The 24,795-nt window shown below is 63.3% G+C and carries 25 protein-coding genes and 1 other RNA gene; 9 read left to right on the forward strand and 17 right to left on the reverse strand.

The genetic code is table 11. The annotated features are described in order from the left end of the window. Positions 1 to 127 precede the first annotated feature (127 nt). The 6 genes from C9427_RS17680 to C9427_RS17705 all read right to left on the reverse strand — a co-directional run bounded on the left by C9427_RS17680 (position 128) and on the right by C9427_RS17705 (position 5,730). Positions 128 to 1,642 (reverse strand): DegQ family serine endoprotease, encoded by a 1,515-nt coding sequence (locus tag C9427_RS17680; protein ID WP_107650426.1) that lies wholly within the window; start codon positions 1,640 to 1,642, stop codon positions 128 to 130. A gap of 154 nt (positions 1,643 to 1,796) precedes the next feature. Continuing rightward, positions 1,797 to 1,982 (reverse strand): DUF2065 domain-containing protein, encoded by a 186-nt coding sequence (locus C9427_RS17685; RefSeq protein WP_097575598.1) that lies wholly within the window; start codon positions 1,980 to 1,982, stop codon positions 1,797 to 1,799. Between the two features lie 6 nt (positions 1,983 to 1,988). Further along, on the reverse strand, positions 1,989 to 2,930 hold the full coding sequence (gene hflC / locus C9427_RS17690) for a protease modulator HflC (protein ID WP_107650427.1): 942 nt from the start codon (positions 2,928 to 2,930) through the stop codon (positions 1,989 to 1,991). Further along, positions 2,930 to 4,051 carry an FtsH protease activity modulator HflK gene (hflK, locus tag C9427_RS17695; RefSeq protein ID WP_107650428.1) on the reverse strand — a complete coding sequence of 374 codons (1,122 nt, stop codon included), beginning with the start codon at positions 4,049 to 4,051 and terminating at the stop codon, positions 2,930 to 2,932. Before hflK ends, hflC begins: the two co-directional genes overlap by 1 nt. 150 nt (positions 4,052 to 4,201) lie before the next feature. Next, entirely contained in the window at positions 4,202 to 4,720 is a 519-nt protein-coding gene (locus C9427_RS17700; protein WP_107650429.1) for a dihydrofolate reductase, read from the reverse strand. Further along, on the reverse strand, positions 4,720 to 5,730 hold the full coding sequence (locus tag C9427_RS17705; protein WP_107650430.1) for a DUF4424 domain-containing protein: 1,011 nt from the start codon (positions 5,728 to 5,730) through the stop codon (positions 4,720 to 4,722). Before C9427_RS17705 ends, C9427_RS17700 begins: the two co-directional genes overlap by 1 nt. Positions 5,731 to 5,871: 141 nt before the next feature. Here C9427_RS17705 and cobF point away from each other — a divergent pair, with 141 nt between their 5' ends. After that, positions 5,872 to 6,642 (forward strand): precorrin-6A synthase (deacetylating), encoded by a 771-nt coding sequence (gene cobF, locus C9427_RS17710; protein WP_107650431.1) that lies wholly within the window; start codon positions 5,872 to 5,874, stop codon positions 6,640 to 6,642. A gap of 118 nt (positions 6,643 to 6,760) precedes the next feature. Here cobF and C9427_RS17715 read toward each other — a convergent pair whose 3' ends face one another. The 7 genes from C9427_RS17715 to C9427_RS17745 all read right to left on the reverse strand — a co-directional run bounded on the left by C9427_RS17715 (position 6,761) and on the right by C9427_RS17745 (position 11,965). After that, on the reverse strand, positions 6,761 to 7,102 hold the full coding sequence (locus C9427_RS17715; RefSeq protein WP_107650432.1) for a winged helix-turn-helix domain-containing protein: 342 nt from the start codon (positions 7,100 to 7,102) through the stop codon (positions 6,761 to 6,763). Between the two features lie 109 nt (positions 7,103 to 7,211). Further along, complete coding sequence (gene modC / locus C9427_RS17720; protein ID WP_107650433.1) at positions 7,212 to 8,324, reverse strand: molybdenum ABC transporter ATP-binding protein; 1,113 nt, start codon at positions 8,322 to 8,324, stop codon at positions 7,212 to 7,214. Further along, positions 8,321 to 9,025, reverse strand: a complete 705-nt coding sequence (gene modB / locus C9427_RS17725; protein WP_107650434.1) for a molybdate ABC transporter permease subunit — start codon at positions 9,023 to 9,025, stop codon at positions 8,321 to 8,323. The genes modC and modB overlap by 4 nt, the downstream gene beginning before the upstream one ends. Before the next feature lie 16 nt (positions 9,026 to 9,041). Next, positions 9,042 to 9,839, reverse strand: coding sequence for a molybdate ABC transporter substrate-binding protein (gene modA / locus C9427_RS17730; RefSeq protein WP_107650435.1), 798 nt, complete (start codon positions 9,837 to 9,839; stop codon positions 9,042 to 9,044). 326 nt (positions 9,840 to 10,165) lie between these two features. Then, entirely contained in the window at positions 10,166 to 10,597 is a 432-nt protein-coding gene (locus C9427_RS17735) for a Cif family virulence factor (RefSeq protein WP_107650436.1), read from the reverse strand. 115 nt (positions 10,598 to 10,712) lie between these two features. Then, a complete protein-coding gene (locus C9427_RS17740; RefSeq protein WP_107650437.1) occupies positions 10,713 to 11,507 on the reverse strand; it encodes a thymidylate synthase in 795 nt (264 codons plus the stop codon). Between the two features lie 146 nt (positions 11,508 to 11,653). Beyond that, positions 11,654 to 11,965 carry a DUF2853 family protein gene (locus tag C9427_RS17745; protein ID WP_107650438.1) on the reverse strand — a complete coding sequence of 104 codons (312 nt, stop codon included), beginning with the start codon at positions 11,963 to 11,965 and terminating at the stop codon, positions 11,654 to 11,656. A gap of 169 nt (positions 11,966 to 12,134) precedes the next feature. Between C9427_RS17745 and ssrA the strand changes: the two genes are divergently transcribed. Further along, positions 12,135 to 12,494: a transfer-messenger RNA gene (gene ssrA / locus C9427_RS17750) on the forward strand. Between the two features lie 127 nt (positions 12,495 to 12,621). Next, positions 12,622 to 13,179, forward strand: a complete 558-nt coding sequence (locus tag C9427_RS17755) for an AAA family ATPase (RefSeq protein WP_107650439.1) — start codon at positions 12,622 to 12,624, stop codon at positions 13,177 to 13,179. Between the two features lie 43 nt (positions 13,180 to 13,222). Here the strand turns inward: C9427_RS17755 and C9427_RS17760 are convergent, their stop codons facing one another. Together C9427_RS17760 and C9427_RS17765 are read right to left on the reverse strand one after the other, a co-directional pair. After that, the gene (locus C9427_RS17760; protein WP_107650440.1) at positions 13,223 to 14,302 is read right to left on the reverse strand and encodes a D-alanine--D-alanine ligase family protein; all 1,080 of its coding nucleotides are present in this window, start codon (positions 14,300 to 14,302) and stop codon (positions 13,223 to 13,225) included. Positions 14,303 to 14,434: 132 nt separating this feature from the next. Continuing rightward, positions 14,435 to 15,331, reverse strand: a complete 897-nt coding sequence (locus C9427_RS17765; protein WP_107650511.1) for a LysR family transcriptional regulator — start codon at positions 15,329 to 15,331, stop codon at positions 14,435 to 14,437. Positions 15,332 to 15,499: 168 nt separating this feature from the next. Here C9427_RS17765 and C9427_RS17770 point away from each other — a divergent pair, with 168 nt between their 5' ends. Next, entirely contained in the window at positions 15,500 to 16,942 is a 1,443-nt protein-coding gene (locus C9427_RS17770) for an MFS transporter (protein WP_425351659.1), read from the forward strand. Positions 16,943 to 16,987: 45 nt separating this feature from the next. On the opposite strand, the gene C9427_RS17775 is transcribed toward C9427_RS17770, so the two are convergent. Continuing rightward, complete coding sequence (locus C9427_RS17775; RefSeq protein ID WP_107650441.1) at positions 16,988 to 18,193, reverse strand: multidrug effflux MFS transporter; 1,206 nt, start codon at positions 18,191 to 18,193, stop codon at positions 16,988 to 16,990. 187 nt (positions 18,194 to 18,380) lie between these two features. Between C9427_RS17775 and C9427_RS17780 the strand changes: the two genes are divergently transcribed. The 5 genes from C9427_RS17780 to C9427_RS17800 all read left to right on the forward strand — a co-directional run bounded on the left by C9427_RS17780 (position 18,381) and on the right by C9427_RS17800 (position 20,638). Next, positions 18,381 to 19,070: a TetR/AcrR family transcriptional regulator gene (locus C9427_RS17780; RefSeq protein ID WP_107650442.1), complete on the forward strand. Its 690-nt coding sequence runs from the start codon at positions 18,381 to 18,383 to the stop codon at positions 19,068 to 19,070. 174 nt (positions 19,071 to 19,244) lie between these two features. Then, positions 19,245 to 19,772, forward strand: coding sequence for an SspB family protein (locus C9427_RS17785; protein WP_107650443.1), 528 nt, complete (start codon positions 19,245 to 19,247; stop codon positions 19,770 to 19,772). 18 nt (positions 19,773 to 19,790) lie between these two features. Further along, positions 19,791 to 20,036: a DUF4169 family protein gene (locus tag C9427_RS17790; RefSeq protein ID WP_107650444.1), complete on the forward strand. Its 246-nt coding sequence runs from the start codon at positions 19,791 to 19,793 to the stop codon at positions 20,034 to 20,036. A gap of 11 nt (positions 20,037 to 20,047) precedes the next feature. Then, the gene (locus C9427_RS17795; protein ID WP_107650445.1) at positions 20,048 to 20,272 is read left to right on the forward strand and encodes a ribbon-helix-helix domain-containing protein; all 225 of its coding nucleotides are present in this window, start codon (positions 20,048 to 20,050) and stop codon (positions 20,270 to 20,272) included. A 60-nt stretch (positions 20,273 to 20,332) separates the two neighbouring features. Further along, on the forward strand, positions 20,333 to 20,638 hold the full coding sequence (locus tag C9427_RS17800) for a hypothetical protein (RefSeq protein ID WP_107650446.1): 306 nt from the start codon (positions 20,333 to 20,335) through the stop codon (positions 20,636 to 20,638). A gap of 43 nt (positions 20,639 to 20,681) precedes the next feature. Here the strand turns inward: C9427_RS17800 and C9427_RS17805 are convergent, their stop codons facing one another. Further along, positions 20,682 to 24,746: an AsmA family protein gene (locus C9427_RS17805; protein ID WP_107650447.1), complete on the reverse strand. Its 4,065-nt coding sequence runs from the start codon at positions 24,744 to 24,746 to the stop codon at positions 20,682 to 20,684. Between the last annotated feature and the right edge of the window lie 49 nt (positions 24,747 to 24,795).

Raw genomic sequence — 24,795 nt, forward strand, 5'->3', positions numbered from 1 at the left:
AGCCACCCCGCGCTCAAGCGGCATGTGTTCTACAGGCTTTCGCGCGACGACTGGAGCGCAAGAAAAAGGGCAGCTCGCTAGCTGCCCTTTTTCTTGCAAAGTCAATCGCTTGCAGGCTTCGCCGGACTCAATCCATTCGGATCGTTACGAACCGCAGCTCGCCGCTCTTCGACGCCAGCATCAGGAGCGCATTCTTGCGCCCCTGCTCCTTCAGCGCGCCGATCCGGTCCATCACGTCCTTGGGCGTGGCAACCGATTCCTGGGCGATCTCGGTGATCACCTCGCCGGCCTGGATGCCACGTTCGGCCGCGGCCGAATCCTTGGCAACGTCGGTGATGACGACGCCGGAGACATCGGCGGCGATGCCGAACTTCGTGCGCGTCTCGTCGTTGAGCTCGCCGACGGTCATGCCGAGCACGGAAGCCGTCGAAACGGCGGGCGCCTTTTCGCCATTGTCCTGGTCGGCGTTGCCGTCTTCACCGCTGGCCAGCTTTTCGCCGTCCTCGAGCCGGCCGAGCGTCACCTTGACGGTCTGCTCGACACCCTTGCGCACGATGATCACGTCGACCGCCTTGCCGACCGTGCTTTCCGCGACGACGCGCGGCAGGTCGCGCATTTCATGGATGTCCTTGCCGTCGAACTTGATGATGACGTCGCCCGCCAGGACGGTGCCGTTGTCGACCGGCCCGCCCTTGATGACGCCGGCGACCAGCGCGCCCTTGGCGGTCGCCATGCCGAGGCTTTCGGCGATGTCGTCCGTCACCGGCTGGATGCGCACGCCGAGCCAGCCGCGCCGTGTCTCGCCGAACTGGCGGAGCTGGTCGACGACGCCAGAGGCGAGCTGTGCGGGAATGGAGAAGCCGATACCGATCGAACCACCGGACGGCGAGATGATCGCCGTGTTGATGCCGATCACTTCGCCGACGCTGTTGAACAGCGGGCCGCCGGAATTGCCGCGATTGATCGCGGCATCGGTCTGGATGAAATCGTCATAGGGACCGGAATTGATATCGCGGTTGCGGGCCGAGACGATGCCGACCGTCACCGTGCCGCCGAGGCCGAACGGATTGCCGATCGCCATCACCCAGTCGCCGACCCGCATCTTGCTGGAATCGCCGAACTTGACCGCCGTCAGCTTGTGCCCCTTCGGATCGACCTTGAGCACCGCGACGTCGGTCTTGGTGTCGGTGCCGACCAGCGTCGCCTTCAGCGTCACGCCGTCGGAGAAATTCACCTCGATATCATCGGCATCGGCGATGACGTGGTTGTTGGTGACCACGATGCCCTGCTCCGCATCGACCACAAAACCGGAACCCAGCGACTGCACCTTCTGCGCATTGTTGTCCTTGTCGCCGCCACGGTTCTTGAAGAAATCGTCGAAGAAATCCTGGAACGGCGAGCCTTCGGGAAGCTGCGGCATCGGAACCGCGCCCGGACCTTCCGTGCCCTTGACCGTCTGCGAGGTCGAGATATTGACCACGGCGCCCAGCAGGCCCTGCGCGAGATCGGCGACCGAGGGCGGCCCATCCGCGGCTACCGAAGGCGTCACGAAAGACGGAACGGCCAAGGCTCCGACAATAAGTGCCGTCGTGCCGGCGATGAACGTCCGCCTCGCTGCGCGCAGAAGGGTGTTGGATGTCATCGAGAAGTCTCCCGGTGTTTTCTGAAAAGATAAGCGCTTCGGCAAAAAGCTGCGTCACGCCATGTTGGCAAAAAATACGGCACGTTTGCGGCCTTGACTATCGGCAGAGGATAAATCCTCCGTTACGCCGGCACCATGAAAGCGTTTGCCGTCATCAGCCTCGCACCAGCCAGACGATGCCGACGCCGATGACGATCGCCGCCAGCCCCGCGATCCGCAGCGCGTTCTCCGGCATCGCCAAAACCTCGCCGGCGAGTTTCCTGGCGAGGCCGGGAAAGCCGCCATAGACCAGGCCCTCGATCACGAGGACCAGGCCTATTGCCGCCAGGAAATCCTGCACCGGCCGTTACTGGCCGGCGCCTGGCTGCGTTGCCGGCGCGGCAGGTGCGGGCGGCGGTGTTGGCGTGTCCTTGCCGTCCGGATTGCGGAAGAAGCGGAAGAACTCCGAATTCGGCGACAGCACCATCGTCGTCCCGGTATTGTCCAGCGCCGTGCCATAGGCATTCATCGACCGGTAGAAATCGAAGAAGGCCGGATCGCGCTGGTAGGCCGCCGCGAAGGTGGCGCTGCGTTGGGCTTCGCCCTCGCCGCGCAGGATTTCCGATTCCTTCCGCGCTTCGGCGACGATTTCCACCACCTCGCGATCGGCGCGGGCGGTGATGCGCTGCGCGGCCTCTTTGCCGCGCGCCCTCAGCCGCTCGGCCTCGGCCAGGCGTTCGGCCTTCATGCGGTCGAAGGTCTGCTGTGAAACCTCGGCCGTCAGGTCCGTCCGGCGGATGCGCACATCCTCGATCTGCAGGCCGAGCGACGTGGCGTCGGGCCTGAGCTGATCGCGCACCTCGCGCATCATCACGGCCCGCTCTTCCGAGAGCGCCGCCTCGAAGTCGCGCAGGCCGTAGACACGGCGGAGCGCCGCATCGAGGCGCGTCCTCAGCCGAGCCTCGGCCAGTGCGATCTGGCCCGACACCGCGGAGCGGAACACGCGCGGATCCGAGATGCGGTAAGCGATGAAGGCGTCGACCTCGTAGAACTTGCCGCCCGAAACCTGGACGCGGATGTTGTCGAGATCGAAGCGCAGCACCCGGTTCTCGATCAACTGCACGCTGTCGGCATCGAAGAAGGCGAATGGCGCCTTGAAGTAGATGCCCGGCTGATTCTTGACGTCGACGATCTCGCCGAACCTGATCACCAGCGCCTGCTGGCGCGCATTGACCACGAAGACCGAGGAATAGATCAGGAACAGGATGACCGCGGCGACGACGGCGATGATGGGGAGACGGTTGGCCATTACTGGTTTCCTCCCGTCGTGCCGCCCAGGGGGGCCGGCGCCGGCGCTTTCTGCTGCAATGCCGGCAGCGGCAGATAGGGAACGACCCCTTGCCCACTGCCTTGCTCGACGATGACCTTGCCAGAATCCTTCAGGACCTTCTCCATCGTTTCCAGATAAAGCCGCTTGCGCGTCACGTCGGGCGCCTTGGCGTATTCGTCATAGACCGAGATGAAGCGCTGCGCCTCACCCTCTGCCTCCTGCACGACCCGGTTCTTGTAGGCTGCCGCGTCCTCGCGGACCTGTGCGGCCTCGCCGCGCGCCTGGCCGAGCTTCTGGTTGGAATACTGGTTGGCCTGCTCGACGAACTTGTCCTCGTCCTGTTCGGCGCGCTGCACCTCGTCGAAGGCGTCGGCCACTTCACGCGGCGGCGCGGCATCCTCGATCGAAACAGCGTTGACGTTCAGGCCGGCCTTGTAGCCGTCCAGTGTCGTCTGGATGATTTCACGCACCGACGCCGCGATACCCTGGCGGTCGTCGCGGAAGATGTCCTGCGCCGGCCTGCGGCCGACCGCTTCGCGCATGGCGCTTTCGGCAACCTGCTGCAGCATGCCTTCGGGATCGGACACGTCGAACAGATAGGCTTTCGGATCAGAGACTTGATAGGCCACCGAGAACTGGACATTGACGATATTCTGGTCGCCGGTAAGCATCAGCCCGGAAGTGTTGCCACTAGTCGCGCCGCCGCCGCCGATGTCGACGAGCTGCTCGGCGATGTTGGCCGTCTCGACCGTTTCGATGGGCCACCAATGGAAGTGCAGGCCGGGCTGCGAGAGCTCGGCCTTCGGCTTGCCGAACCTCAGTTCGACCGCAACCTCGTCGGGCTGCACCGTGTAGATCGCCTTGAACGCCCACAGCACGACAAGCGCTGCCACGATCAGCGCGAACACGGCGGGACTGGCGCCGCCGCCGCCCGGCAGCGCGCGCCGCAACCTGTCCTGGCCGCGCCGGATGATGTCTTCGAGATCGGGAGGCGAGCCCTGCGGGCCGCTTGGCCCCTTCGGTCCCTGCCCCCAGGGACCTTGATTGCCGCCGCCGCCCCACGGGCCGCCGCCACCGCCACTCTTGTCATTCCAGGGCATGAATGTCCTTTCGCTTGGAATTCCCTCAAGCGCCTGTTCTACGGCGCAAAATCCAATGTCGTTCTTCTATAGGGATGCGACGGCACGCTTTCAACGCGATCGGTTGCCGGCATCGTCCGATTTTGCAGCGGTCGCGGCCCTTATCGCCTCTCAATGCACGTCATGGCGTCGCTCGTAAACCGAATAGCGCGTCGCATGGCTATCCTTTTCGCCGGCCGGAACGTCCTCTGAGCGGACAATGTGCCAAAAATCCGGATCGATCGCCGGGAAATGCGCGTCGCCGTCGACCGCGGCCAGGACATGCGTGACATGCAGGCGGTCGGCCAGCGGCAGCGCCTGGGCATAGATCTCGCCGCCGCCGATGACACAGATTTCGTCGACGCCGGCCATGCAGCGCCCGCGAACATTCGCCAGCCTGATCGCGTCGTCGAGCGAATGCGCGATTTCGACGCCCTCGGCGCGCCATCCCGTGTCGCGGGTGACGACGATGTTGAGCCTGCCCGGCAGCGGCCGGCCGATGCCTTCATAGGTCTTGCGGCCCATGATGATGGGTTTGCCCATCGTGTCGGCCTTGAACCGCTTGAGATCGCTGGAAAGCCGCCACGGCAAGCCGCCATCGCGTCCGATCACGCCGTTCTCGGCGATGGCGACATAGATCGCAACGTCCATCAGCCGCCATTCCCGCTGTCCGACGGCTCGAGCAGCAATATGTCGATGTCGCGCTCGGGGTTGAAGTCATCGGCCGTCATCTCGAAGGTGGTCGGCCCGACCTTCCTGACATTGTCGCCGCAGAACGAGACCAGGTTCTTCGGATCGCCCTTGTCGATGGTCAGCTTGAACTTGCCGATTGTGCCCGATGCCCAGTTGCCGCCGGTGGTCAGGATATAGGCGATGCGGTTTTCGAAATATTTCGGGTTGCCGTCGGGATCGGCCTTTGCCGCCTTGCGGACCGCATTCTCGAACGTATCGTCCATGCAATAGCGGGTCTTGTAGGCGCCATATTGGCCCTGGAACTGGCCGTCATGGAAAAAGCTGAGTGAGGACGTGCCGCCGACGCTCGGCTTGTAGTGGTGGGCGACGTGGACCGCCTTGTTGGCGGGAAAGGTCGAGCGCCACCAATAGGTCGAGCGCAACTGCCAGAACGGCGCATGGACGGTCTTCATGCCCGAACCGTCGTCGGAAGTATCCTCGATGATGATGCCGCGGTTGACCCAGTCCGCGGCGACCGCCGGCGGCAGCTTTGCCAGCGCCGCCTCGGCGGCATCGCCGAACGGGTAGAACGGCACGTTTTGCGCCTTCAGGTCAGCACTGATGTCGATGCCGAGCGCGAACACCTTCTGCTCGAGCTGCGGCTTTGCCGCGACGCCGTCGATCGTCACCCCGAAGCCAAGGAAATTGTCGCTCTGGTCGTCGGGGATCGCCAGCATCTCGTAGGGATCACCTTCGATGTCAGGCATCGGAAAGGCAACGACAGCATCGACGTCCTTGTCGGTATTGTTGCGGAAGACATAGTCGACCGTCACCTTGTCCGCCGAGATGAAGAGGTCCTCGCTCTCCATCGCCACCGCGTCGCTGCGCGACAGGATCAGGCCACCGGTGCCGAGTTCAGCGATCGAATCATTGGCGAGCGCCGGCGCGGCGCAAATCGCCAGTGCTGCGGTCACAACATATCGAAACATGGAAGCTTCCCTTGCTGCGAGAATGTCGCCGACCCTAGCCGTTCGGTCTGGCGTTTCAAAGCCCTTCCGCTCGTCAGAGACGCCTGCGCTCATGCCATGGTTATCTGGACACAAACGCTCCGATCGGGCAGGAGTTCGCCCATGCGCAAGCTTCTCGTCATCGGCATCGGCGCCGGCAATCCCGACCATTTGACCGTGCAGGCCATCGACGGCTTGAATCGGGCCGACGTGCTGTTCATTCCCGACAAGGGCGCGGCAAAGAACGATCTCGCCGAATTGCGCCGCCAGATCTGCGACCGCTTCGTCACCAATCCGAAGTCACGCCGCGTAGAATTCTACGTGCCGGTGCGCGCCGAGCCGACGTCCTCCTACCGCTCGACCGTCGATGACTGGCATGAGGCGATCGCCGCGATCTATGAAGGCCTGATCCGTGACGAGCTTTCGCAAGACGGCTGCGGCGCCTTCCTGATCTGGGGCGATCCCTCGCTCTATGACAGCGCGCTGCGCATCCTGGAGCGCGTGCGTCTCAGGGGCAATGTCGAATTCGCTTTGGAGGTCATTCCCGGCATCACCGCTGTCCAGGCGCTCGCCGCCAGCCACAAAATGGCGCTGAACCGCATCGGCGATGCGGTTCAGCTCACCACTGGCCGCCGGCTCACCGAGGAAGGTTTGCCCGAGAATGCCGGCAGCACCGTCGTCATGCTGGACGGCAAATGCGCCTTCAACACGCTTGAAGACAAGAACACCCTGATCCATTGGGGCGCTTATCTCGGCACGCCGGATGAGATCATTATCTCCGGCCGTCTCGGCGATGTCGGCGACGAGATCGAGCGCGTCCGCGAAGAAGCCCGCCGGAAAAAAGGGTGGATCATGGACACCTATCTGCTGCGCAAGCCGGATGTAGGGCAGTAGGGCAGTAGGGCAGTAGGAAATAATATTTTCAGAGGTGATAGGGCAAGATCTCACACGAAAACTCTGATTAGTCGCGAATTCTCATATCCCTACTGCCTTACTCCCCTACTCCTTCCTCTCACCCCGCATCTATCTCCGCCTGCAGTGCTTCCATATGCGCCGCCGCCGCCGAACTGGCCGCCCGTTCGATGGCGCGAAAACGGCTGACCACGGCAAGCCCGACCGCCGTCAGCTGCGCGCCACCGCCCTTCCTGCCGCCCGTCTGCGCCGCGACCAGCGGCTTGCCGAACACCCGGTTCATGTCCTCGACCAGGTCCCAGGCATGCTTGTAGGACATTTCCATGCCGCGCGCCGCGGCCGAGATCGAGCCGAAGGCGGCGATCTGCTCCAGAAGCTCGATCTTGCCCGGCCCGATGCGCCCATCGGGATCGAGATTTATCCGCAAGCTCAGCGACGGCATTTTTCCTCCTCCCCAGTCACGCCCGCACCGGACTCACGCCCGCACCCAGACTGATGTCTCCTCGGCGACATCGCTATTCCAAAGCAATATAGCGAAAATCATGAACCGGTCACCCATCCGCCTCCGACGGCAGGCCGGCGCCGGTATTCGCCCGGTCGAAACTCACCGTCTTGATCACCGCGAACACCTTTCGGCCGAGCCGCAGCTTCAGCGCCTGCCGCGACTGCTCGGTGATACGGGCAAGTATGGTTGCGCCATTGCAGTCGATGCCGACCTCGACCGCAGGCCCCTCGCCCGGCGCAATCGCGACGATCGTGCCCGGCAGGATGTTGAGCGCGCTGAGGCCTGTCGGCTGTTCGGTCGCGATCATGACGTCACGGGCGCGGATGCGGATGCGAACCGGCGCCCCGACCGTCATCGCCAGAAGCGGCACACGGATCTCTCCTGCCGCCGAGCCGAGCACGCTCATGCCGAAGGTTTTATCATGGCGCAGCACCGCCGTATCCAGCACGGCGCCGCCCTCGCCGCGCTCTTCCGCCGGCAACAGATCGAGCCGCTGCATGATCGCCGCGGTCGGTCCGGCAGCCGCGACCTTGCCTTGCGCCAGCACCACCACGTCGCTCGCCAGCCGCGCCACTTCGGCGATGGAATGGCTGACATAGACGATCGGGAGTTTCGTCTCGTCGCGCAGCCGCTCGATATAGGGCAGGATCTCGGCCTTGCGGGCGTCGTCAAGCGAGGCCAGCGGTTCGTCCATCAGCAGCAGTTTCGGGCTGGCAAGCAGTGCCCGGCCGATCGCCACGCGCTGCTTCTCGCCGCCGGAAAGCTTTGCCGGCCGCCGCTCCAGCAGCGGACCGATGCCGAGCAGGTCGACCACGGCATTGAAATCCGCATAGCGTTCCGCCGTGGGCGTGAACCAGCGGCCATAACGAAGATTGCTCGCCACGCTCATATGCGGGAACAGCCGCGCATCCTGAAACACCATGCCGATCCGGCGTCTGTGCTTCGGCACGAAGATGCCCGACGCCGTATCGACCAGCACGCGGCCGTCGATCGCGATCCGCCCCTTGTCGGGGCGGATCAGTCCGGCAATCAGGTTGATCAATGTCGTCTTGCCGGAGCCCGAGGGACCGAACAGTGCGGTCAAATGCCCTGCGCTCTCGAAACGGGCATCGATCCCGAAATCGCCAAGCCGATGGCTGATGTCGACAACAACGCTCATTCGATGTCAATCCGTCGGCCGACGCGCCGCGCCAGCACTTCCGAGGCGACAAGGGCCGCCATCGAAATGACGATCGAGATCAGCGTCAGCCTGAGCGCGCCTTCATCGCCGCCAGGCACCTGGGTAAAAGTGTAGATCGCCGAGGGCAGCGTCTGCGTTTCGTTTGGGATGTTGGAAACGAAGGTGATCGTCGCGCCGAACTCGCCCATCGCCTTGGCGAAGGACAGGATTGCACCGGCAATCAGGCCGGGCAGGATCAGCGGCAGCGTGATGGTGGCGAACACGAGCAGCGGATTGGCGCCAAGCGTCCCGGCCGCCGCTTCGATTCTGCGGTCGACCGCCTCGATCGACAGCCGGATCGCTCGCACCATCAGGGGAAAGCCCATGATACCGCAAGCCAGAGCCGCGCCCGTCCAGCGAAACGAAAAGACGATGCCGAAATGCTCGGCGAGGAACGCGCCGGCCGGCCCGCGCCTGCCGAACGTCAGAAGCAGCAAATAGCCGGTCACCACCGGCGGCAGGATCAGCGGCAGATGCACCAGCCCGTTGAGCAGCGTCTTGCCCCAGAATTTTCCACGGGCAAGAACGAGCGCGATCAATATGCCCGGTGGCAGGCTGAAAAGCATCGCCACGGTCGCCACCTTGATCGACAGCCGGACCGCATTCCATTCGTCGGCAGTGAGATCCAGCAGCCAGTTCATGCTTCGGTTTCGTGCCTCAGTTGCTCGGCGTCAGGACGGTGAAACCCTGCTCTTTGAAGAGCGCGCCGGCCGTGGCGGACTGCAGGCATTTCAGGAAGGCCGGTGTATCCTTGTCCTTCGAGTCGGCTGTCTGGGCAACGGGGTAGATGATGGGCGGGTGCGAATCCTCCGGGAAGGTGCCGATCACCTTGACGCCCTTTTCGGCATGGGCGTCGGTGGCATAGACGATGCCGAGGGGCGCTTCGCCGGTCGAGACCAGCTTTAGCGCCGCGCGCACATTCTCGGCCTGCGCCACCTTGCTCTCGACCGAAGACCAGATCCCAAGCGATTCAAGTGCGGCCTTGCCGTATTTTCCGGCCGGCACCGCCTTGAAATCGCCCATGGCGAGCTTGCCGTCGCCGATGAGCTTGGCCAGATCAAAACCCTTCTCGATCTTGGTTTCGACAGTGGAATCCTTCGGCGCCACCAGCACGATCTCATTGCCGAGCAGCTTCACCTCGGTGTCCGGCTTGGTCAGCTTCTGGTCGGAGAGATATTTCATCCAGTCGAGATCGGCCGAGATGAAGATATCGGCCGGCGCGCCGCCCTCGATCTGCCTGGCCAGCGCCGAACTCGCCGCATAGGAAATGGTCGCCGCTTCGCCGACATCGGCCTCGCAGGCCTTGTTGACGGCATCGAGCCCATCCTTGAGGCTGGCCGCGGCGAACACCACCACCTTGTCCTCGGCATGCGCCGCCGGCATTACAGCCGTCAGCGCCGCTGCAAAACCAGCGATCGCAATCGCCCTCAATCCAAGACCTTTGCGCGCTACCATGAAAAACTCTCCCAGGTTTTGAAATCCGCTCGGCTCGAAGCCTGCCACCGATATATCTGGATGAACATAACAAGGGAAGGCTTTTGGCTCAGCGCAGCCATTGTATCTTGGTGCCGTCGCGGCCTGCGATGAATTGGATTGGATACAGCGAGACCAGGTCGAAGGAGACGTCGCATGAAATTTGCAGCGTCCTTTGCGCGTCCGAAAGGACGCGCGGCGCTGTAACGAGACGGCCGCCGATCTCAAGCCCGAAAAAGGGCAAGCAGGCCTATGCCGTAGTCGAGGCATCGGACGTGATGGTCGGCACCGCTTAGGACGAGCAGACCTCAGGTAATGCCGTACTTCCTTAAAAGCGCTTGCTCATCGCCTGATACCCAGCCGAAAACCTTCGGCTCCCCGTCCAACTCCTGGACGAAGTAGTGAACATCGAAATCTATTACGACATCCGATCGATCCTTGCGGACATAGGTTGCCGTCCAGGCAACATGGGCGACGCAATGATGTTCATCTACGGGGGAGATACGGACATTGCGTATCCGCATCTCCTTCGTCCCTATCGCCCGATAGTGCGCATAACCTTGCGCCATGACTTGCTTGAGTTGATCGTCGTTCTTTCCAGTCATCACCCCCGCAGGCGAGGCCGCTATGAAGTCCGAAGCATATAGCGACGCGACCTCATCCATGTCCATGTCGCCGCCGAGGGACTTTTTGAAAGACCTTTCGTATCGCTCGAAGAGCTTCCTTACGCTGGCCTCCATGATTTCCTCCCCGGGTGCAGCTATGCTGCGTTACCGAAAAGATAATCTCTGAAACAGGGGGCGGCGTCACGCAATTTGGCGTTGGCAATGGCTTGGAGTGTAGCCCTCTCCAGCGTCACACGGCGATCGGCGCCTTGATCGTCGCGTCGGCGAAATAGTTCTCGAGCCGGAAATCCTCGAAACGGAAGGCAAAGAGATCCTTCACGTCCGGGTTGATCCACATGGTCGGCAGCGCCCTGGGCGTGCGCCGCAACTGTTCGCGCGCCTGCTCGAAATGGTTCGAGTAAAGATGCGCGTCGCCCAGCGTGTGAACGAAATCGCCGGGCTTCAGCCCGGTCACCTGCGCCACCATCAGCGTCAGCAACGCATAGGAGGCGATGTTGAAGGGAATACCGAGAAAGATGTCGGCGGAACGCTGGTAGAGCTGGCAGGAGAGCCTGCCTTCCGAGACATAGAACTGGAACAGGCAGTGGCAGGGCGGCAGCGCCATGGCCTCGACTTCGGCCGGGTTCCATGCAGAAACGATCAGCCGGCGGGAATTAGGATTCTTGCGTATCTCTTTCAAAAGATTCGCAATCTGGTCGATGGCGCCGCCATGGCCGTCCGGCCAGGAGCGCCATTGCTTGCCATAGACCGGGCCGAGATCGCCATTCTCGTCGGCCCATTCGTCCCAGATGGAGACGCCGTGGTCTTTGAGATACTTAATGTTGGTGTCGCCGGCCAGGAACCACAAGAGTTCGTAAATGATCGACTTCAGATGCAGCTTCTTGGTGGTGGTGACCGGAAAGCCGCGCGCCAGGTCGAAGCGCATCTGATAGCCGAACACCGAGCGTGTCCCGGTGCCGGTGCGGTCGCCGCGGTCGGCACCGTTTTCCAGCACATGATTCAAGAGGTCGAGATATTGGCGCATTGGCTTCGGCTCGATTCGGGTTGTCACCCATAATAGCCGACTGGCTGTCGGCCGAACATATCAAAGCGCAGGGTTTCGGCAGTACATTCGCCAATAGCATTACGAGCTGGCGCGGCAAATCGCGCCAGCTTCCGCTTCGATGCAGGTCAGAGAGAGCCGAGCTTGCCCAGATCCTTGGCGACGAGGTAGTAGAAGGTCACGCGGCTCTTGGTGTTGTCGGCCGCCATTGCCTTGCAGGTCTTTTCGATGGCGGCATCCGCCTTGCCAGCGTCGGTGACGCCAAGCTTCTTGGCAGCCCAGTTGTTCCGGACGCGCTCGAGTTCCTTGGGATCCGTGCAGGACACCAGCGAGGAATCGCGGTTCCTGAGCGCAATGCCCAGATGCTTCACGATCTTTTCGACCGCATCGGCACTTGCCGCGGCGTCGTATTTCTTCACGTCTGCAAGATAATCGGACATCAAAATTCCCCTCGTCGGCGCTACGGGATCCAGTCGATGAGGGCTGTAGCGCGCTGCCGCGAACTCTGCGCTAGGTCGATTACTCCTCACCGCGGCAAAGCTTCGGTTGAGTGCGCGCGCAAGTCAACCCTCCGCAATCCACTTTGAGACGGATATGAAACGGCTTTCCGGCCTTTCATTTCTTGCGATGGCCCCCTATATTCGTTTTGTCGGCTTGACCGACTATGGCGATAAATGGGCGATGAAATAAGCCGTTCGGACCCGGGGGCGGTACCCGGCGCCTCCACCAAAAACCGCTCTTCATGAGGAGCGGCTTTTGCTGGGGGCGAAATAGGATCGACGAAGGTGTAAAGATCGTACTTTTGCCCGGCATTGTACCACCGTCATCGGGCTAAACTTATAGTTGCCAACGACAACTATGCGGAAGCTCGTCTCGCTGCTTAATGCAGTGCGAACGCTTCAAATCAAGCCCTAGGGGTTCGCACTTCTAGGCGGGGTTCGGAGGTACCTGGCAACAGAAACCTCCACTTCTCTCCCCTTCAATCTTATCGCGGCGGCAGGCTTGCCGGTCGATTCCTTGCGTTGCGCACCAAGTGCCCATCGCAAAGCCGTCTGCCAGCAGCACGGCTGCCACATCCCAATAGATGGCCAAAAGAATGCAAAACGATTCCGATCGATTCTTCGTGCTGACCGGCGGGCCGGGCTCCGGCAAGACCACATTGATCGAAGCCTTGCGAAAAGCGGACTTTGCCACCTTGCCCGAGGCCGGGCGCGGCATCATTCGCGACCAGATGGCCATCGGCGGGCCCGCCCTGCCCTGGAACGATCCGGCGCTGTTCGCCGAACTGATGCTGTCATGGGAGTTGCGCTCCTACCAAGCTGCCCTGGAGCAGAAGGGGCCGGTCTTCTTCGACCGCGGCGTGCCGGACACGCTTGGCTATCTCAGGCTGACCGGTCTGCCGGCGCCAGACCATGTCAGGAATGCCGCCGAGCGCTTCCGCTATGCCGGCCGCGTCTTCATCGCCCCGCCCTGGCCGGAGATCTTCGGACAGGACAGCGAACGCAAGCAGACCCTCGACGAGGCTGAACGCACCTATCATGCCCTGGCCGGTGTCTATACCGAATTGGGCTATGAGCTGGTGCCGCTACCCCGGGCGCCGGTCGAAAAGCGGCTGCGCTTCGTGCTGGCCGAGACGGGATTGCAATCCGGTTGAGAAGGCCGGGCGGGCCAGGCGTTCTTGTTCGCAAGGACAAGTCTCAAGTTGCAGCCGGCACATTGGCGCCGGCACGTGCCAGGCCGTGCGCCACGAGCCGGTCGATGACCTCGCCGTAGCTGACCCCGCTCGCCGCCATGGCCTTGGCATACATGCTGATATCGGTGAAGCCGGGAATGGTGTTGAGCTCGTTCACGAGGGTGCGCATGTCCGCCGTCAGGAAGAAATCGACACGGGCCATGCCGTCGCAGCCGACGGCGCGAAAGGCCTTGGCGGCAATCTCGCGGATCTTGCCTTCGATCTCCGGCTGCAGCTCAGCCGGAACCTTCAGTGCGGCGCCGTTTTCATCGATGTACTTGGCATCGTAGCTGTAGAAGCCGTGGCTTTCGGCTGGAATGATCTCACCAGGACGGGACACGAACAACCCGCCATTGGTGTCCTCGAGCACGCTGCATTCAATCTCGCGGCCGCTGATGAATTCCTCGGCCAACAGCTTGCTGTCGTGTTTGAGGCCCACGGCGAGCGCTGCTTCATAATCCCGCTCGGTCGCGACCTTGCTGACGCCGACGGACGAGCCCTGCCGGGCGGGCTTGATGAAGAGCGGCAGCCCCAGGTCGCGCTGCAGGGCGGCAAAGGTCGGTATATTGCCCGGCGAAATGGTAACGGACCGGGCCGTCGGCAATCCCGCCTCTTTCAGCAGGCGCTTGGCTATCTCCTTGTCGAGGGCCGTGGCCGAACCGAGGATTCCGCAACCCGCAAACGGCACCCGCGCCACTTCCGCCAGCCCTTGCACCGCACCGTCCTCGCCATGCAGGCCGTGCAGTACGGGAAAGACGATATCGATCTTCGCCAGTTCGTGCGGCGCGCCACTGGCCGGGATCGCCAGGATGCGGCCACGCCCGCCCGGTACGAGGCAGACCTCCGTTCCCGCCGCCGGCTTTGCCAGCACCCCACCCTCGAAGCTGCTCAGCAGCCATTGCCCCTCGCGGGTAACGAAGACCGGCACCGCATCATATCTGGCGGGCTCCAGCGTCCGCATCACATTGGTTGCCGAAAGCACGGAAACCTGATGCTCGGCGGAGCGCCCGCCAAAGAGCACGGCAATGCGCAGTCTGTCCGCCATGATATCTCCCAATGGGCTAGCACTAAAGAAAGGGGAGCCGACAGGATGCCGGCAGCTGGATTTTCGTATACTCGTATACGAGATTCGCCTGTGCGTTCAAGCGGGCCGGTCCGAGCAGTAGCGCAAAAGCCCTCAGCCAGCCGCGCCGCAAACCTCCCTTACGCAGCCGCGCAGCCAGCGATGCACTGGATCGGCGTCGAGCCGCGGGTGCCAGAGCAATGAAATCGTGACCTCCAGCATAGCGACCGGAATGGCAAAACTATGCATTCCGGCGCGCAGATTGCCGGTATATCGCTCGGGAACAGTGGCAATCAGATCCGACGCCCGGGCCAGGGCCAGCGCGGTCGAGAAGCCGCCGACGACCATGACGGTGTCCCGCTTCAATCCGAACGGTTCCAGGGCATCATCGACCGGTCCCCTGTCGAGCCCTCGCCGCGAGACGCCGATATGCTCGCCGTCCGCATAACGAGCCGGTGTGATTTCGCCTTGGCTCAACGCATGCCCCATTCGCACGACACTGACGAAACGATCCCTGAACAATGCCTGCGTGCGCACCTCCGGACCCGTGGCGCCTCCCACGACGCCCGTCTCCAGATCGACGCTCCCCTCACGCAGCGGCGCGCTGTCCTTGTCCGACTTCAGCACAAAGCGCAGCCGCACGCCGGGCGCTTCCTCCCTGAGGCGAGCCATCAGGTCCAGCCCGAAGTTTTCCGCAAAGCCTTCGCGGGTCCGCAGCGTGAACGTTCGGGTCAATTGCTTGAGATCGGGCTTCTCCGCCGGACGCAGGGCCGCTTTCGCATCCTCGACGAGCTGACCGACCCGTTCGCGAAGTTCGAGCGCCCGAGGGGTGGGAACGAGACCGCGCCCGGCCCGGACCAGCAGCGGATCGCCCGTCGTCTCGCGCAATCGCGCCAGCGCCCGGCTCATTGCCGAGGGGCTAAGCCGCAACCGTCGCGCGGCACGCGCGACGCTGCCTTCCACAAGCAGCACATCAAGGGTGACGAGCAGGTTGAGATCGGGTGTCGACATGCACATACCATAGTACGGTTCGGCCGTGATGTGGCGTCAAATGCACGAATAGAATGCAAATAGTGCGTGTTCCGCCATATCGCGCAAAAGACTACGTCTCTGACAGCTCCGTTCGAGAGCCATCAGAAGACGGAGTTCACGTTGAAGCCAATCGTTGCAGGACAGCCAATCATCGCGGGACGGAATGCGGCGGCAGCCGCCAATGCGGTTCGAGCACCCTCGATCCGATGGGTGCTCGCCGGCCTGTCGCTGTCGATGCTGCTGTCCTCGCTCGGCACCAGCATCGCCAATGTCGGATTGCCGAATTTGGCGCTAGTGTTCAACGCCTCCTTCCAGGACGTCCAGTGGATCGTGCTGGCCTATCTCCTGGCGATCACCACGATGATCGTCAGCGTCGGACGGCTCGGCGACATCGCCGGCCGCCGCCGGCTGCTGCTGGCCGGTATCGTCCTGTTCACCGCGGCCTCCGGCCTGTGCGGCGTGGCACCCACGCTCTGGTGGCTGGTCGCGGCCCGGGCCGTGCAGGGCCTGGGGGCGGCCATCATGATGGCCCTGACCATCGCCTTTGTCGGCGACACCGTTCCGAAAGCAAGGACCGGCAGCGCCATGGGTCTGCTTGGAACGATGTCGGCGGTCGGCACCGCGCTCGGCCCATCGCTGGGCGGCGTACTGATCGCCGGCTTCGGCTGGCGGGCAATCTTTCTCGTCGCGGTGCCGCTGGGCATGCTGACTTTTTACCTCGCGCATCGCCATTTGCCGGTCGATCGCGTCGAGCCGAAGGCCGACCGGGCCGGCTTCGACGCCATCGGCACATTGCTGCTTGCCCTGACGCTCGCCGCCTACGCGCTCGCCATGACGGTCGGGCGCGGCAGTTTCGGTCCGCTCAACCTGGCGCTGTCGCTGGCTGCCCTGTTCGGGGCCGGCCTCTTCGTGTTCGCCGAGGCAAAGATACCATCACCGCTCGTCCGACTGGCGATGTTCCGCGATCCGGTGCTGAGTGCGAGCCTCGCCATGAACGCGCTGGTTTCGACGGTGATGATGGCAACGCTGGTGGTCGTGCCATTCTACCTCTCCCGCGCGCTCGGGCTCAGCGAGGCTCTCGTTGGGCTGACCATGTCGATTGGCCCGGTCATCTCCGCTCTGAGCGGTGTCGCGGCGGGCCGCATCGTCGACCGTCTGGGCGCACCGGCGATGGTCGGAGCCGGGCTTATGCTGATGGCGGCTGGTTCGTTCGCCCTGTCCGTCATTCCGGCATCGTTCGGGATTGCAGGCTACATTGCCGCTATCATCGTCCTGACCCCCGGCTATCAGATGTTCCAGGCGGCCAATAACACTGCCGTCATGATGGATGTCAGGCCGGACCGGCGCGGCGTCGTTTCCGGCATGCTCAGCCTGTCGCGCAATCTCGGCCTCATCACCGGCGCATCCGTCATGGGCGCGGTGTTCGCGCTCGCATCGGCGACCACCGACATCGCAACCGCGCCTCCCGAAGCCGTTGCATCGGGCATGCGGGTCACCTTCGCCGTGGCGGCAAGCCTGATTGTCACGGCACTCGCCATCGCGGCCGCAAGCCATGTCCTCGCCACGCCGCGGACCGGTTCGCAGACATGAAAAAGGCCGGGACTGGCCCGGCCTATTCCTGAGATCTGGCGATGGTTACTCGGCCGGCGCTTCGACTGTTTCGCGTCCACGGCCGAGCGACACCTTGGCCAGGGTGAACGAGATCACCGCGCAAAGCGTGATGCCGGCGACCATCGGCAGCGGTGTTCCGTCGAAGAACACGCCGGCGACACCCATGGCGACCGCGCCGATGGCGAAATGCAGCGTGCCCATCAGGGCCGAGGCGGTGCCGGCGATTTCGCCATGCTCCTCCATGGCCAGCACCGACGTCGTCGGGATGACCAGGCCGAGAAAACCGTAGCCGATGAACAGCAGCGCCGCCATCACGTCGAGCCGGTCGACGCCGGACGCCATGATCGCGAACAGCACCACCATCGTCGTCGCATAGCCGACCACCGCGATGCGCACCACGCGCCGCAGCCCGAAGCGCTCCGACAGCAGGCCGGTCAACTGCGACATACCGATGAAGGCCACCGCGTTGATCGAGAAGAACACGCTGTAGACCGAAGGCGACAACCCATAGTGGTCGATCAGGATGAAGGAGGAACTCGACAGATAGACGAAGAAGCTCGCAATGCCGAAGCCGGCGATGGCCGTCAGGCCAAGGAAGTTGCGATCGCCCATCAGGAAGCGGTAGCCTGAAAGCGCCGTGCCGAAGGAGGAGCCGGCGCGCTCTTCAACCGGCCGCGTTTCCTTCAGCGAGGTGGCGAGCAGGATGGTGGCGAGCACCGCCGCGCCCGTCACCGTCCAGAACACGGCGCGCCAGCCGAAATTCTCGATGATGACGCTGCCGGTCAGCGGCGCCAGGATCGGCGACACGGAAAACACCAGCATCAGGAGCGACATCAGCTTGGCCGCCTCGGTGCCGGTGTGCAGGTCACGCACGATGGCGCGCGGCACCGCCATGCCGGCGCTGGCGCCGAGCCCTTGCAGGAAACGGAAGGCGATCAGCCATTCGATGGTCGGCGCCATCGCCGAGCCGACGCCGCCGACCATGAACAGCGCCAGACCGCCATAGAGCGGCAGCTTGCGGCCAACCATGTCGGAGATCGGTCCGACGAGGATCTGGCCGAAACCCATGGACAGGAAGAAGATCAGCAGGCTCATCTGCACGGCGGCCGTGCTGGCGTTGAGGTCTTCGCCGATCGAAGGCAATGCCGGGAGATACATGTCGATGGCGAAGGGGCCGATGGCGGACAACAGGCCGAGCACGACCGCAATGCGGAGGAATTTAGGACTCATGGTGTAGGCATCTTTCGAATCTGGTTGCCGCCGCGGACCGGCGTCTAACCCCAGGACGTTCCATCCCGTCAAATTCCTACCCTGCAGGACCGAATTCTTCGTCCCTGCCGAGCGAAATCTCTCTATGTAAGGTCCACAAATTTAGACACTCTTGTCCAATTCGTCAATCACCTCTATATAGATTTCCATGAAGCTCGGCGTTTCTCCTGACATTGTCCCGTCACGCGGCCATGAGGCCAAGCGTGTCTCCATCATGGATGCTGCCAGTGAGGTGTTCTGCCGCGAGAGCTTCGCCGGCGCCAATATCGACATGATCGCCGCCGAAGCCGGCGTGTCGCGCCAGACGATCTATAATCACCATGGCGACAAGGAGAAACTCTTCGTCGCCATCGTCCGCGATCTCACAGAGCGCTGCAATGCGGGCATCTTCGCCACCATTTCGACCTTTCCCGACCAGCCGAAGGATCTCGAGGCCGACCTGATCGCCTTCGCCGTGCGCATGAACCGCAACTGCATCTGCAACCGCGACGGAAAATTCCTGCGCAAGCTGATCCAGACCGAGGGCGAGCGCTATCCCGAACTCTTCGCTGAATGGCGCGAACAGGGACCGGGCAGGACGTGGCCGGCGATCGCAGCCCGCTTTGCCCGCCTCGCCCATGCCGGTTTTCTCGACATTGACGATCCCGATGTCGCGGCGCGCCAGTTCATGGCGCTTGCCAATGCCGAACTGCAGACCACCTTCATGCTCGGCGGCACGCCCGACGAAGACGAGGTGCTGCAATCCGCGACGCATGGCGTGCGCACCTTCCTGCGCGCCTTCGGCAAGCGGCAGCCTGCAGCCAACGCGAGCAAACAGGGCGCGCTTGCCAACGCCTGATGCAGGTCGCCCAAAGCGCGTAGCGGTTTTGAAACCACGACATGCATGAAATAAAGCGATCAAATCTCAGGCATCGTTGCCTCGCATCTGCACGCTCGGCCTCTATATCCGGTTTACGCCGCCCTCAAGCTTGATTACAGCTATGCGGACGATTCAACGGAACCTGACTGGCATATGGCCGACGACCACATCCGCTACGACATTCTGGCCCAGGAGGCCTTGCGCGGCGTCATGCGCAAAGTCCTGGCCGAGGTCGCGCGCACCGGCCTCCCCGGCAACCATCATTTCTTCATCACCTTCCTGACCGGCGCGCCGGGCGTGCGCGTGTCTTCGCGGCTGCGCGAGCGCTATCCCGAACAGATGACCATCGTCATCCAGTTCCAGTATTGGGACCTGAAGGTCACCGACACCGGCTTCGAGGTCGGGCTGTCCTTCTCCGACGTGCCGGAAAAGCTGGAAATCCCGTTCTCGGCCGTACGCGGCTTTTATGACCCGTCCGTCAATTTCGAGCTTGAATTCGACGTGAAGACGGAAACTTCGGAGGACGAAGCCACCCAGCCTTCCGAGCCTCTGGCCATCGTCGCCGAGAAGAAGCCGGAAACCAAGAAGAAGGCCGCCGAGGCCGAAAAGAAGCCTGCCGCGGCCGACGCCGCGGCCAAGGGCGCCGACGTGGTGTCCCTCGACGCCTTCCGCAAGAAATAACCCAACGGGCCGCGCGAGATGGCCGACATCGTCAATCTCCGCCATGCCCGCAAACAGAAGGCGCGCGCCGAAAAGGAGCGCCTGGCCGAACAGAACCGGGCGCTGCATGGCCGCTCCAGGACCGAGCGGGAGCGTGACCGGCTAGCCGCCGACAAGGGCGAGAAGTTCGTTTCAGGCCATCGCCGCGAAAAGCCAGGCGAACCGGGCGACCAGAACATCGGACCGAAAAATGCGCGGCGATTTTCGGATGAATCCGATGCCTGAAATGAAGTGAAATGAGCCCGGTCGAAAAACGCTCGGTGACCATTCGCGGCCATCGCACCAGCTATTCCCTCGAAAAGCCCTTCTATGACGATCTCGTCGCCATTGCGGCTGAACGAAAACTGACGCTTGCCGCACTGGTCGCCGAAATCGATGAAACCCGCCCCCGCGACGCCAACCTGTCGTCGGCGCTCAGGCTCTACGTCCTGGACTGGGCCAAGCGCGCCAACAATGCTTGAGGTCTGGATCGTTTAGGCGACGCCACCCCTGGGCGCTGGACATCTAGAGGAAGGCCAGAGATGAAACGTCATCTGATACGCTACAAGACCAAACCAGAAAGAGCCGATGAGAACGAGCGGTTGATCAAGGCCGTTTTCCAGGAGTTGCAGGACAAATCGCCAGATGGCGTTCGCTATATGACCTTGCGGTCCGGTGACGGGACATTCGTCCATTTGGTCGAGACGGAAACCGATGCGCATGCCGATATCATCACCGGGCTGGCCGCATTCGAGGCATTTCAAAACGGCATCAGGGATCGCTGCAGCGAACGCCCGCAACGTGAGGAGATGATCGTGGTGGGCAGCTACAGGATGCTGGATAAGTAGTCGAGGCTTACGGTGAACTACGGGAAGGCCTCGCCCTACCGCCCTATTGCAACGACTTCAGCAAATTTTCGATCGAAGACGGCTTAAGCTGCGGTTTCGGCGTGGCTTCGGCCGGCGGCGGGTTGTCGTTGGCTGGCGGTTGCGGTGCGCGCTCCACCTTCGGCGCCTCTGCCGCGGCTTTGCGCTCGGCGTCGAGCTTGGCTTTTTCCTCGGAGGCGATCCGCATCGCCTCCTCCGCTTTCTGGCGCTCTTCCTCTTCGACTTGTGCCTTCTTGGCTGCCTCGGCGGCCCTTCGCTCGGCCTCGGCCTTGGCTTCGGCCTCTGCCTTGGCCTTCGCCTGCGCTTCCTCTTCTGGCTTTGCCTTGGCTTCGGCGTCTGTCTTGGCTTTGGCTTCGGCGTCCGCCTTGGCCTTCGCTTCCGCCTCCTCGGCGGCCTGTTGCTTGGCCTTGGCGTTCGCCTCAGCGTCCGCCCTGGCCTTGGCTTCCGCTTCGGCCTGGGCTTGCGCCTCGGCTTCGGCCTTCGCCCTGGCGTCAGCCTCGGCTTGCAGCCGCGCCGCTTCTTCCTGCTTGCGCAATTCCTCGGCTGCCCTCTCGCGCTCGCTCTGCAGGGCCGCGTAATAACGCACCTCGCGCCGCAGCCGCTGTTTCTCAAGCAGAGCCGCCTGCATGGCCTCGACCCGCTGCTGCTCTTTTTCCAGCGCACGCTGGGTCAGGAACTGCGCCAGCGGCTCGCTGTCGAATTGCCGTTTTGGGGCGCTGAACGGTCCGTCGACGCTGAAATTCAGGGTCGGTTCAGAACCGACCAGCGCCTCGTCGCCCGGCCGATAGGTGATCGAGCCGGTGGCGGCGACCGTGCTGGTGTTCAGGTCCGCGGTGATGTCGGCGGACAAGGTCGCCGCCGGATTGTCGAAATTGACCGGCGGCGCCCTCAGCGTGCCGCCGGCCACGGTGAAGGCGATGTCCGTATCCCCAGCCGGAAAACTGCCGTCCACGGCAATCTGGGGCGCGAAGCCGGCGGTCTTGGCCGCATCGATGTCGCGCCCGATCGCATCGGCCTTGGCGATGAAGGCGCCAAAAGCACCGGGATTGACGCCGGCAATGGTCAAGCCCTTCAGCGCCGCGGTCCCCGAGCCGGACAATGCCGCAATCATCGCATCGACCGATTTGCCGCTGGTCGAAAGCGCCGTCGAGAAATCGCCGTTGCCGCTGATGCCGGCCTCCGGCATTACGGTGGACAGGTCGGTGCCGGCAAGTTTCATCTGGCCGGAAAACAGCCCGGTGCCCTCATTGTTCTTCAGCTCGAACAGCCCGGTAAGCTTGCCGCCGAAGAGCTTTGCCTTGAGGTCCGACACACGGATGCCTTCCTGGTCAAGCTTCAGCGACAGCGTCCCATCATAGGCCGTGGCCAGCGGACCGGCGGCCAGCGCCGCCGTGGTCAGGTCGAGGTCCGCGGTGAACGGCAGGCTGGATTTCTGGCTGAACGGGGCGGTCGGCCAGGTTCCGTTCGTGTCGAGGAAAGACTGGTCACCGAACAGCATCACCGCCATCGGATCGAGATCGAGTTCATCGAGCGCCAGCGCGCCGGCGAGATGCGGCAATCCATCCTTGGTATCGACATTGACGTCGCCGGAAACTGCCGCCTCGTTGATGGCGCCGCTGAGGCCGCTCAGCACCAGGAGGCCGTTGCCATAATCGGCATCGGCTGCAAGCGAGGTCGACATGCCTGCCCCCATGCCCGGCATGCCGACGCCGGTCGTCATCAGCCATGGCTCGATGTCGGTGGCCTCGAGGCTGACTTTGCCCTTGGCAGTGCGGCCTTGCGGCGTCTCGGCCACCGTCCCGTCGAAACCGGCCTTGAAGTCGTTGCCGGCGAGGCTGAAACTCGTCGCCATGCCGCCGCCAAACGTGCCCTTCGCCGAGACATCGGTTGTCGCCTCGCCGAGCATGCCGAGCGGCAGCGCAGGCAGGCCGTAAAGTGCCAGAAGCGCCGTCGCGTCGGGATTCCTGGCATTGAAGGTCAGCGTCAGCGGCGCCTCGAGCAGCCGGTCGGCCGCGCCCTTGCCCGACAGCGATGCCGAGAAGGCCGAGCCGCCGGCCTTTCCTTGCGCGCTCACCGCCAGCCCCGTGGTGCCGTCGCCATTGTCGGCGGCACTCGATACCAGATCGATGCGCGCATCCTGGAACAGTTCGGGATAGGCCGCCACGCGGGTCTTCAGCCCTGCCAGTATGGCATTGTCCGGATAGTGCTGCGCCGCCACGTCGATCAGCGGCTTGAGGTCGACGGCAACCACCGACGCGTCAAGCTTGCCGGTCGGGCTCTGCGGGAAATCCTTGACCCGGCCGGTGGCGCTGATCGATGCGCCGGCAAGTCCACCGACTGAAAGCCGGTCGATTTCGAGCAGCCCGTCGCGCAGCCTCAGGGCGGTATCGACCGTATCGGCGGTCAGCCCGCCGGCGCTGACCGGCCCCGCCTTGATCTGGAAATCGAGATCGCGGTCGGAAAACCGGTTGGCGCCCTTGTCGCTGATGAAGATCGAGGCGAAGGCGGCAAGGCCGTCGACATCGAGTTCGCCGCCTTCGAGCCGCATCAGCACCGATGGCTTGGCGTCGTCGGGCTGGCTGGAATCGATACGGCCGGAAAATTTCGCCTTGCCGAGCACAAGTTCAAGGTCGCTGAAAGCCTGGCGCTTTTCGGTCAGGTCGACATTCGCCTTGAAACCGGCGGCCGGCAGCCGACGGATCGCCTCGTCGACATCCTTCGACAGCCAGGCGGCAAAGCCTGACGGTTGCGCCACCGCCAGAAGCAGCGAACCGGTGAAGCCGAAATGGTTCTCCACGCTGAGCATGCCATTGGCTTCCAGCCTGGCGCGGCCGGGCAGCGTCGCGGCCAGCGACTTCACCGACCAGCCGCCATCGGTCGGCTCGGCGGAAAGGTGAACGTCGCGAACCGTCGTGTCGCCGGCGACCACCGCCGGCAACTTGACCTCGACGGTGCCCGGTATGGTCGGTTTCGGCAGGCCGAGCAGCGCCTGCTCCAGCCCGGCAATGCGCTGATCCAGCGTCAGGCCGGCGCCACCCCCAGCGCCCACGGCTTCATCGAACTGCACCTGCGCGCCGTTGGCCTCGATCGCAAAACTCGGCTTCAGGCCGAGATCGACCGAAGCCTTGCCGTCGGCGGTATAGGGATTGTCGAGCGGCCCGGTCTCGAAGCGGAATTCGTCGATGCCGAGCTTCTGGTGGTCGAGCGAGAACTTGCCATTCAGCCTGAATCCCGGATCGGGTTTCCCCGCGCTAACCTTTACCGTTTCACCATCGGTTCCGCGCAACTCAGCTGAATTCTGGCCGACTCCATTCTTGTCCGCGCCATTCTTGTCGGCGCCTGAGATCTTGAACTGGCCCGAATAGACTGCGGCGCCCTCGACGATGCCCGCATTGCCGTCGGTTTCGATGACCAGCGGATAGGCATCCGGATTGGCCCTGAGCCGGAGCCGCATCTCTCCATTCGCACCGGCCTTGCCGGTGGAGGCGGCGACATTGGTGCGCAAACCGTCAAGCCGCATTGACCCGTCCAATCGCCATGGCCCGGCCAGCGACTTGGCCGAGATCGTCGAGTTGATCTCGGAAATGAGATGGCTGCGCCCGCCGGCGGCATGGCGGAGCGCGATCTGCCCCTCGGTAATCGTCAGCTTCTCGATCGAGATCTGGCTGGGATCGAAGGGCGAGGATGGCCGCATCGCCCAGTCGACGGTTCCGTCCTGGGCAATGTCGATCGTCGCCTTCGGCCTGACCAGCCGCATGTCGAAGATCAGCACTTCGCCGCGCAGGAAGGGCGCAAGTTCGGCGTCCATCGAAAAGGTCTCGACGGTCATCGCCGGCTGGCCGCCGGCGCCGCCGGCGACGGTGACGTTCGAAAAGGTCACCGAGGGAAACGGCAACAGTCTTGCCGTGGCATCGCCCTGGACGGTTACCCTGCGGCCCAGGATGGCACTCGCCTCACGCTCGAAGTCGGCGCGGTAGCCCGCCCAGTCGATGAAATACGGCACCACCAGCGCCGCGCACAGCACCAGCACGAAAAGGCCACCGAAGATCACGAACAGGCGTGCGAGCATCAATCCCCAAGCATCGATTGAAAGTCAGCCGCACTCTACCCGCATCAGC

The sequence above is a fragment of the Mesorhizobium helmanticense genome, assembly GCF_003034915.1.
Classification (GTDB): domain Bacteria; phylum Pseudomonadota; class Alphaproteobacteria; order Rhizobiales; family Rhizobiaceae; genus Mesorhizobium; species Mesorhizobium helmanticense.

Coding starts and splice junctions, on each gene's coding strand:
- C9427_RS17700 (WP_107650429.1), bottom strand. CDS start 4,720: ATGGACGTTGCGATCTATGTCGCCATCGCCGAGAACGGCGTGATCGGA.
- C9427_RS17775 (WP_107650441.1), bottom strand. CDS start 18,193: ATGAGTCCTAAATTCCTCCGCATTGCGGTCGTGCTCGGCCTGTTGTCC.
- C9427_RS17715 (WP_107650432.1), bottom strand. CDS start 7,102: ATGCCGTCGCTGAGCTTGCGGATAAATCTCGATCCCGATGGGCGCATC.
- C9427_RS17780 (WP_107650442.1), top strand. CDS start 18,381: ATGAAGCTCGGCGTTTCTCCTGACATTGTCCCGTCACGCGGCCATGAG.
- hflC (WP_107650427.1), bottom strand. CDS start 2,930: ATGGCCAACCGTCTCCCCATCATCGCCGTCGTCGCCGCGGTCATCCTG.
- C9427_RS17705 (WP_107650430.1), bottom strand. CDS start 5,730: ATGTTTCGATATGTTGTGACCGCAGCACTGGCGATTTGCGCCGCGCCG.
- C9427_RS17790 (WP_107650444.1), top strand. CDS start 19,791: ATGGCCGACATCGTCAATCTCCGCCATGCCCGCAAACAGAAGGCGCGC.
- C9427_RS17735 (WP_107650436.1), bottom strand. CDS start 10,597: ATGGAGGCCAGCGTAAGGAAGCTCTTCGAGCGATACGAAAGGTCTTTC.
- cobF (WP_107650431.1), top strand. CDS start 5,872: ATGCGCAAGCTTCTCGTCATCGGCATCGGCGCCGGCAATCCCGACCAT.
- modA (WP_107650435.1), bottom strand. CDS start 9,839: ATGGTAGCGCGCAAAGGTCTTGGATTGAGGGCGATTGCGATCGCTGGT.
- C9427_RS17795 (WP_107650445.1), top strand. CDS start 20,048: ATGAGCCCGGTCGAAAAACGCTCGGTGACCATTCGCGGCCATCGCACC.
- C9427_RS17760 (WP_107650440.1), bottom strand. CDS start 14,302: ATGGCGGACAGACTGCGCATTGCCGTGCTCTTTGGCGGGCGCTCCGCC.
- C9427_RS17680 (WP_107650426.1), bottom strand. CDS start 1,642: ATGACATCCAACACCCTTCTGCGCGCAGCGAGGCGGACGTTCATCGCC.
- hflK (WP_107650428.1), bottom strand. CDS start 4,051: ATGCCCTGGAATGACAAGAGTGGCGGTGGCGGCGGCCCGTGGGGCGGC.
- C9427_RS17785 (WP_107650443.1), top strand. CDS start 19,245: ATGGCCGACGACCACATCCGCTACGACATTCTGGCCCAGGAGGCCTTG.
- C9427_RS17740 (WP_107650437.1), bottom strand. CDS start 11,507: ATGCGCCAATATCTCGACCTCTTGAATCATGTGCTGGAAAACGGTGCC.
- C9427_RS17745 (WP_107650438.1), bottom strand. CDS start 11,965: ATGTCCGATTATCTTGCAGACGTGAAGAAATACGACGCCGCGGCAAGT.
- C9427_RS17805 (WP_107650447.1), bottom strand. CDS start 24,746: ATGCTCGCACGCCTGTTCGTGATCTTCGGTGGCCTTTTCGTGCTGGTG.
- C9427_RS17755 (WP_107650439.1), top strand. CDS start 12,622: ATGCAAAACGATTCCGATCGATTCTTCGTGCTGACCGGCGGGCCGGGC.
- modB (WP_107650434.1), bottom strand. CDS start 9,025: ATGAACTGGCTGCTGGATCTCACTGCCGACGAATGGAATGCGGTCCGG.
- C9427_RS17800 (WP_107650446.1), top strand. CDS start 20,333: ATGAAACGTCATCTGATACGCTACAAGACCAAACCAGAAAGAGCCGAT.
- C9427_RS17765 (WP_107650511.1), bottom strand. CDS start 15,331: ATGTCGACACCCGATCTCAACCTGCTCGTCACCCTTGATGTGCTGCTT.
- modC (WP_107650433.1), bottom strand. CDS start 8,324: ATGAGCGTTGTTGTCGACATCAGCCATCGGCTTGGCGATTTCGGGATC.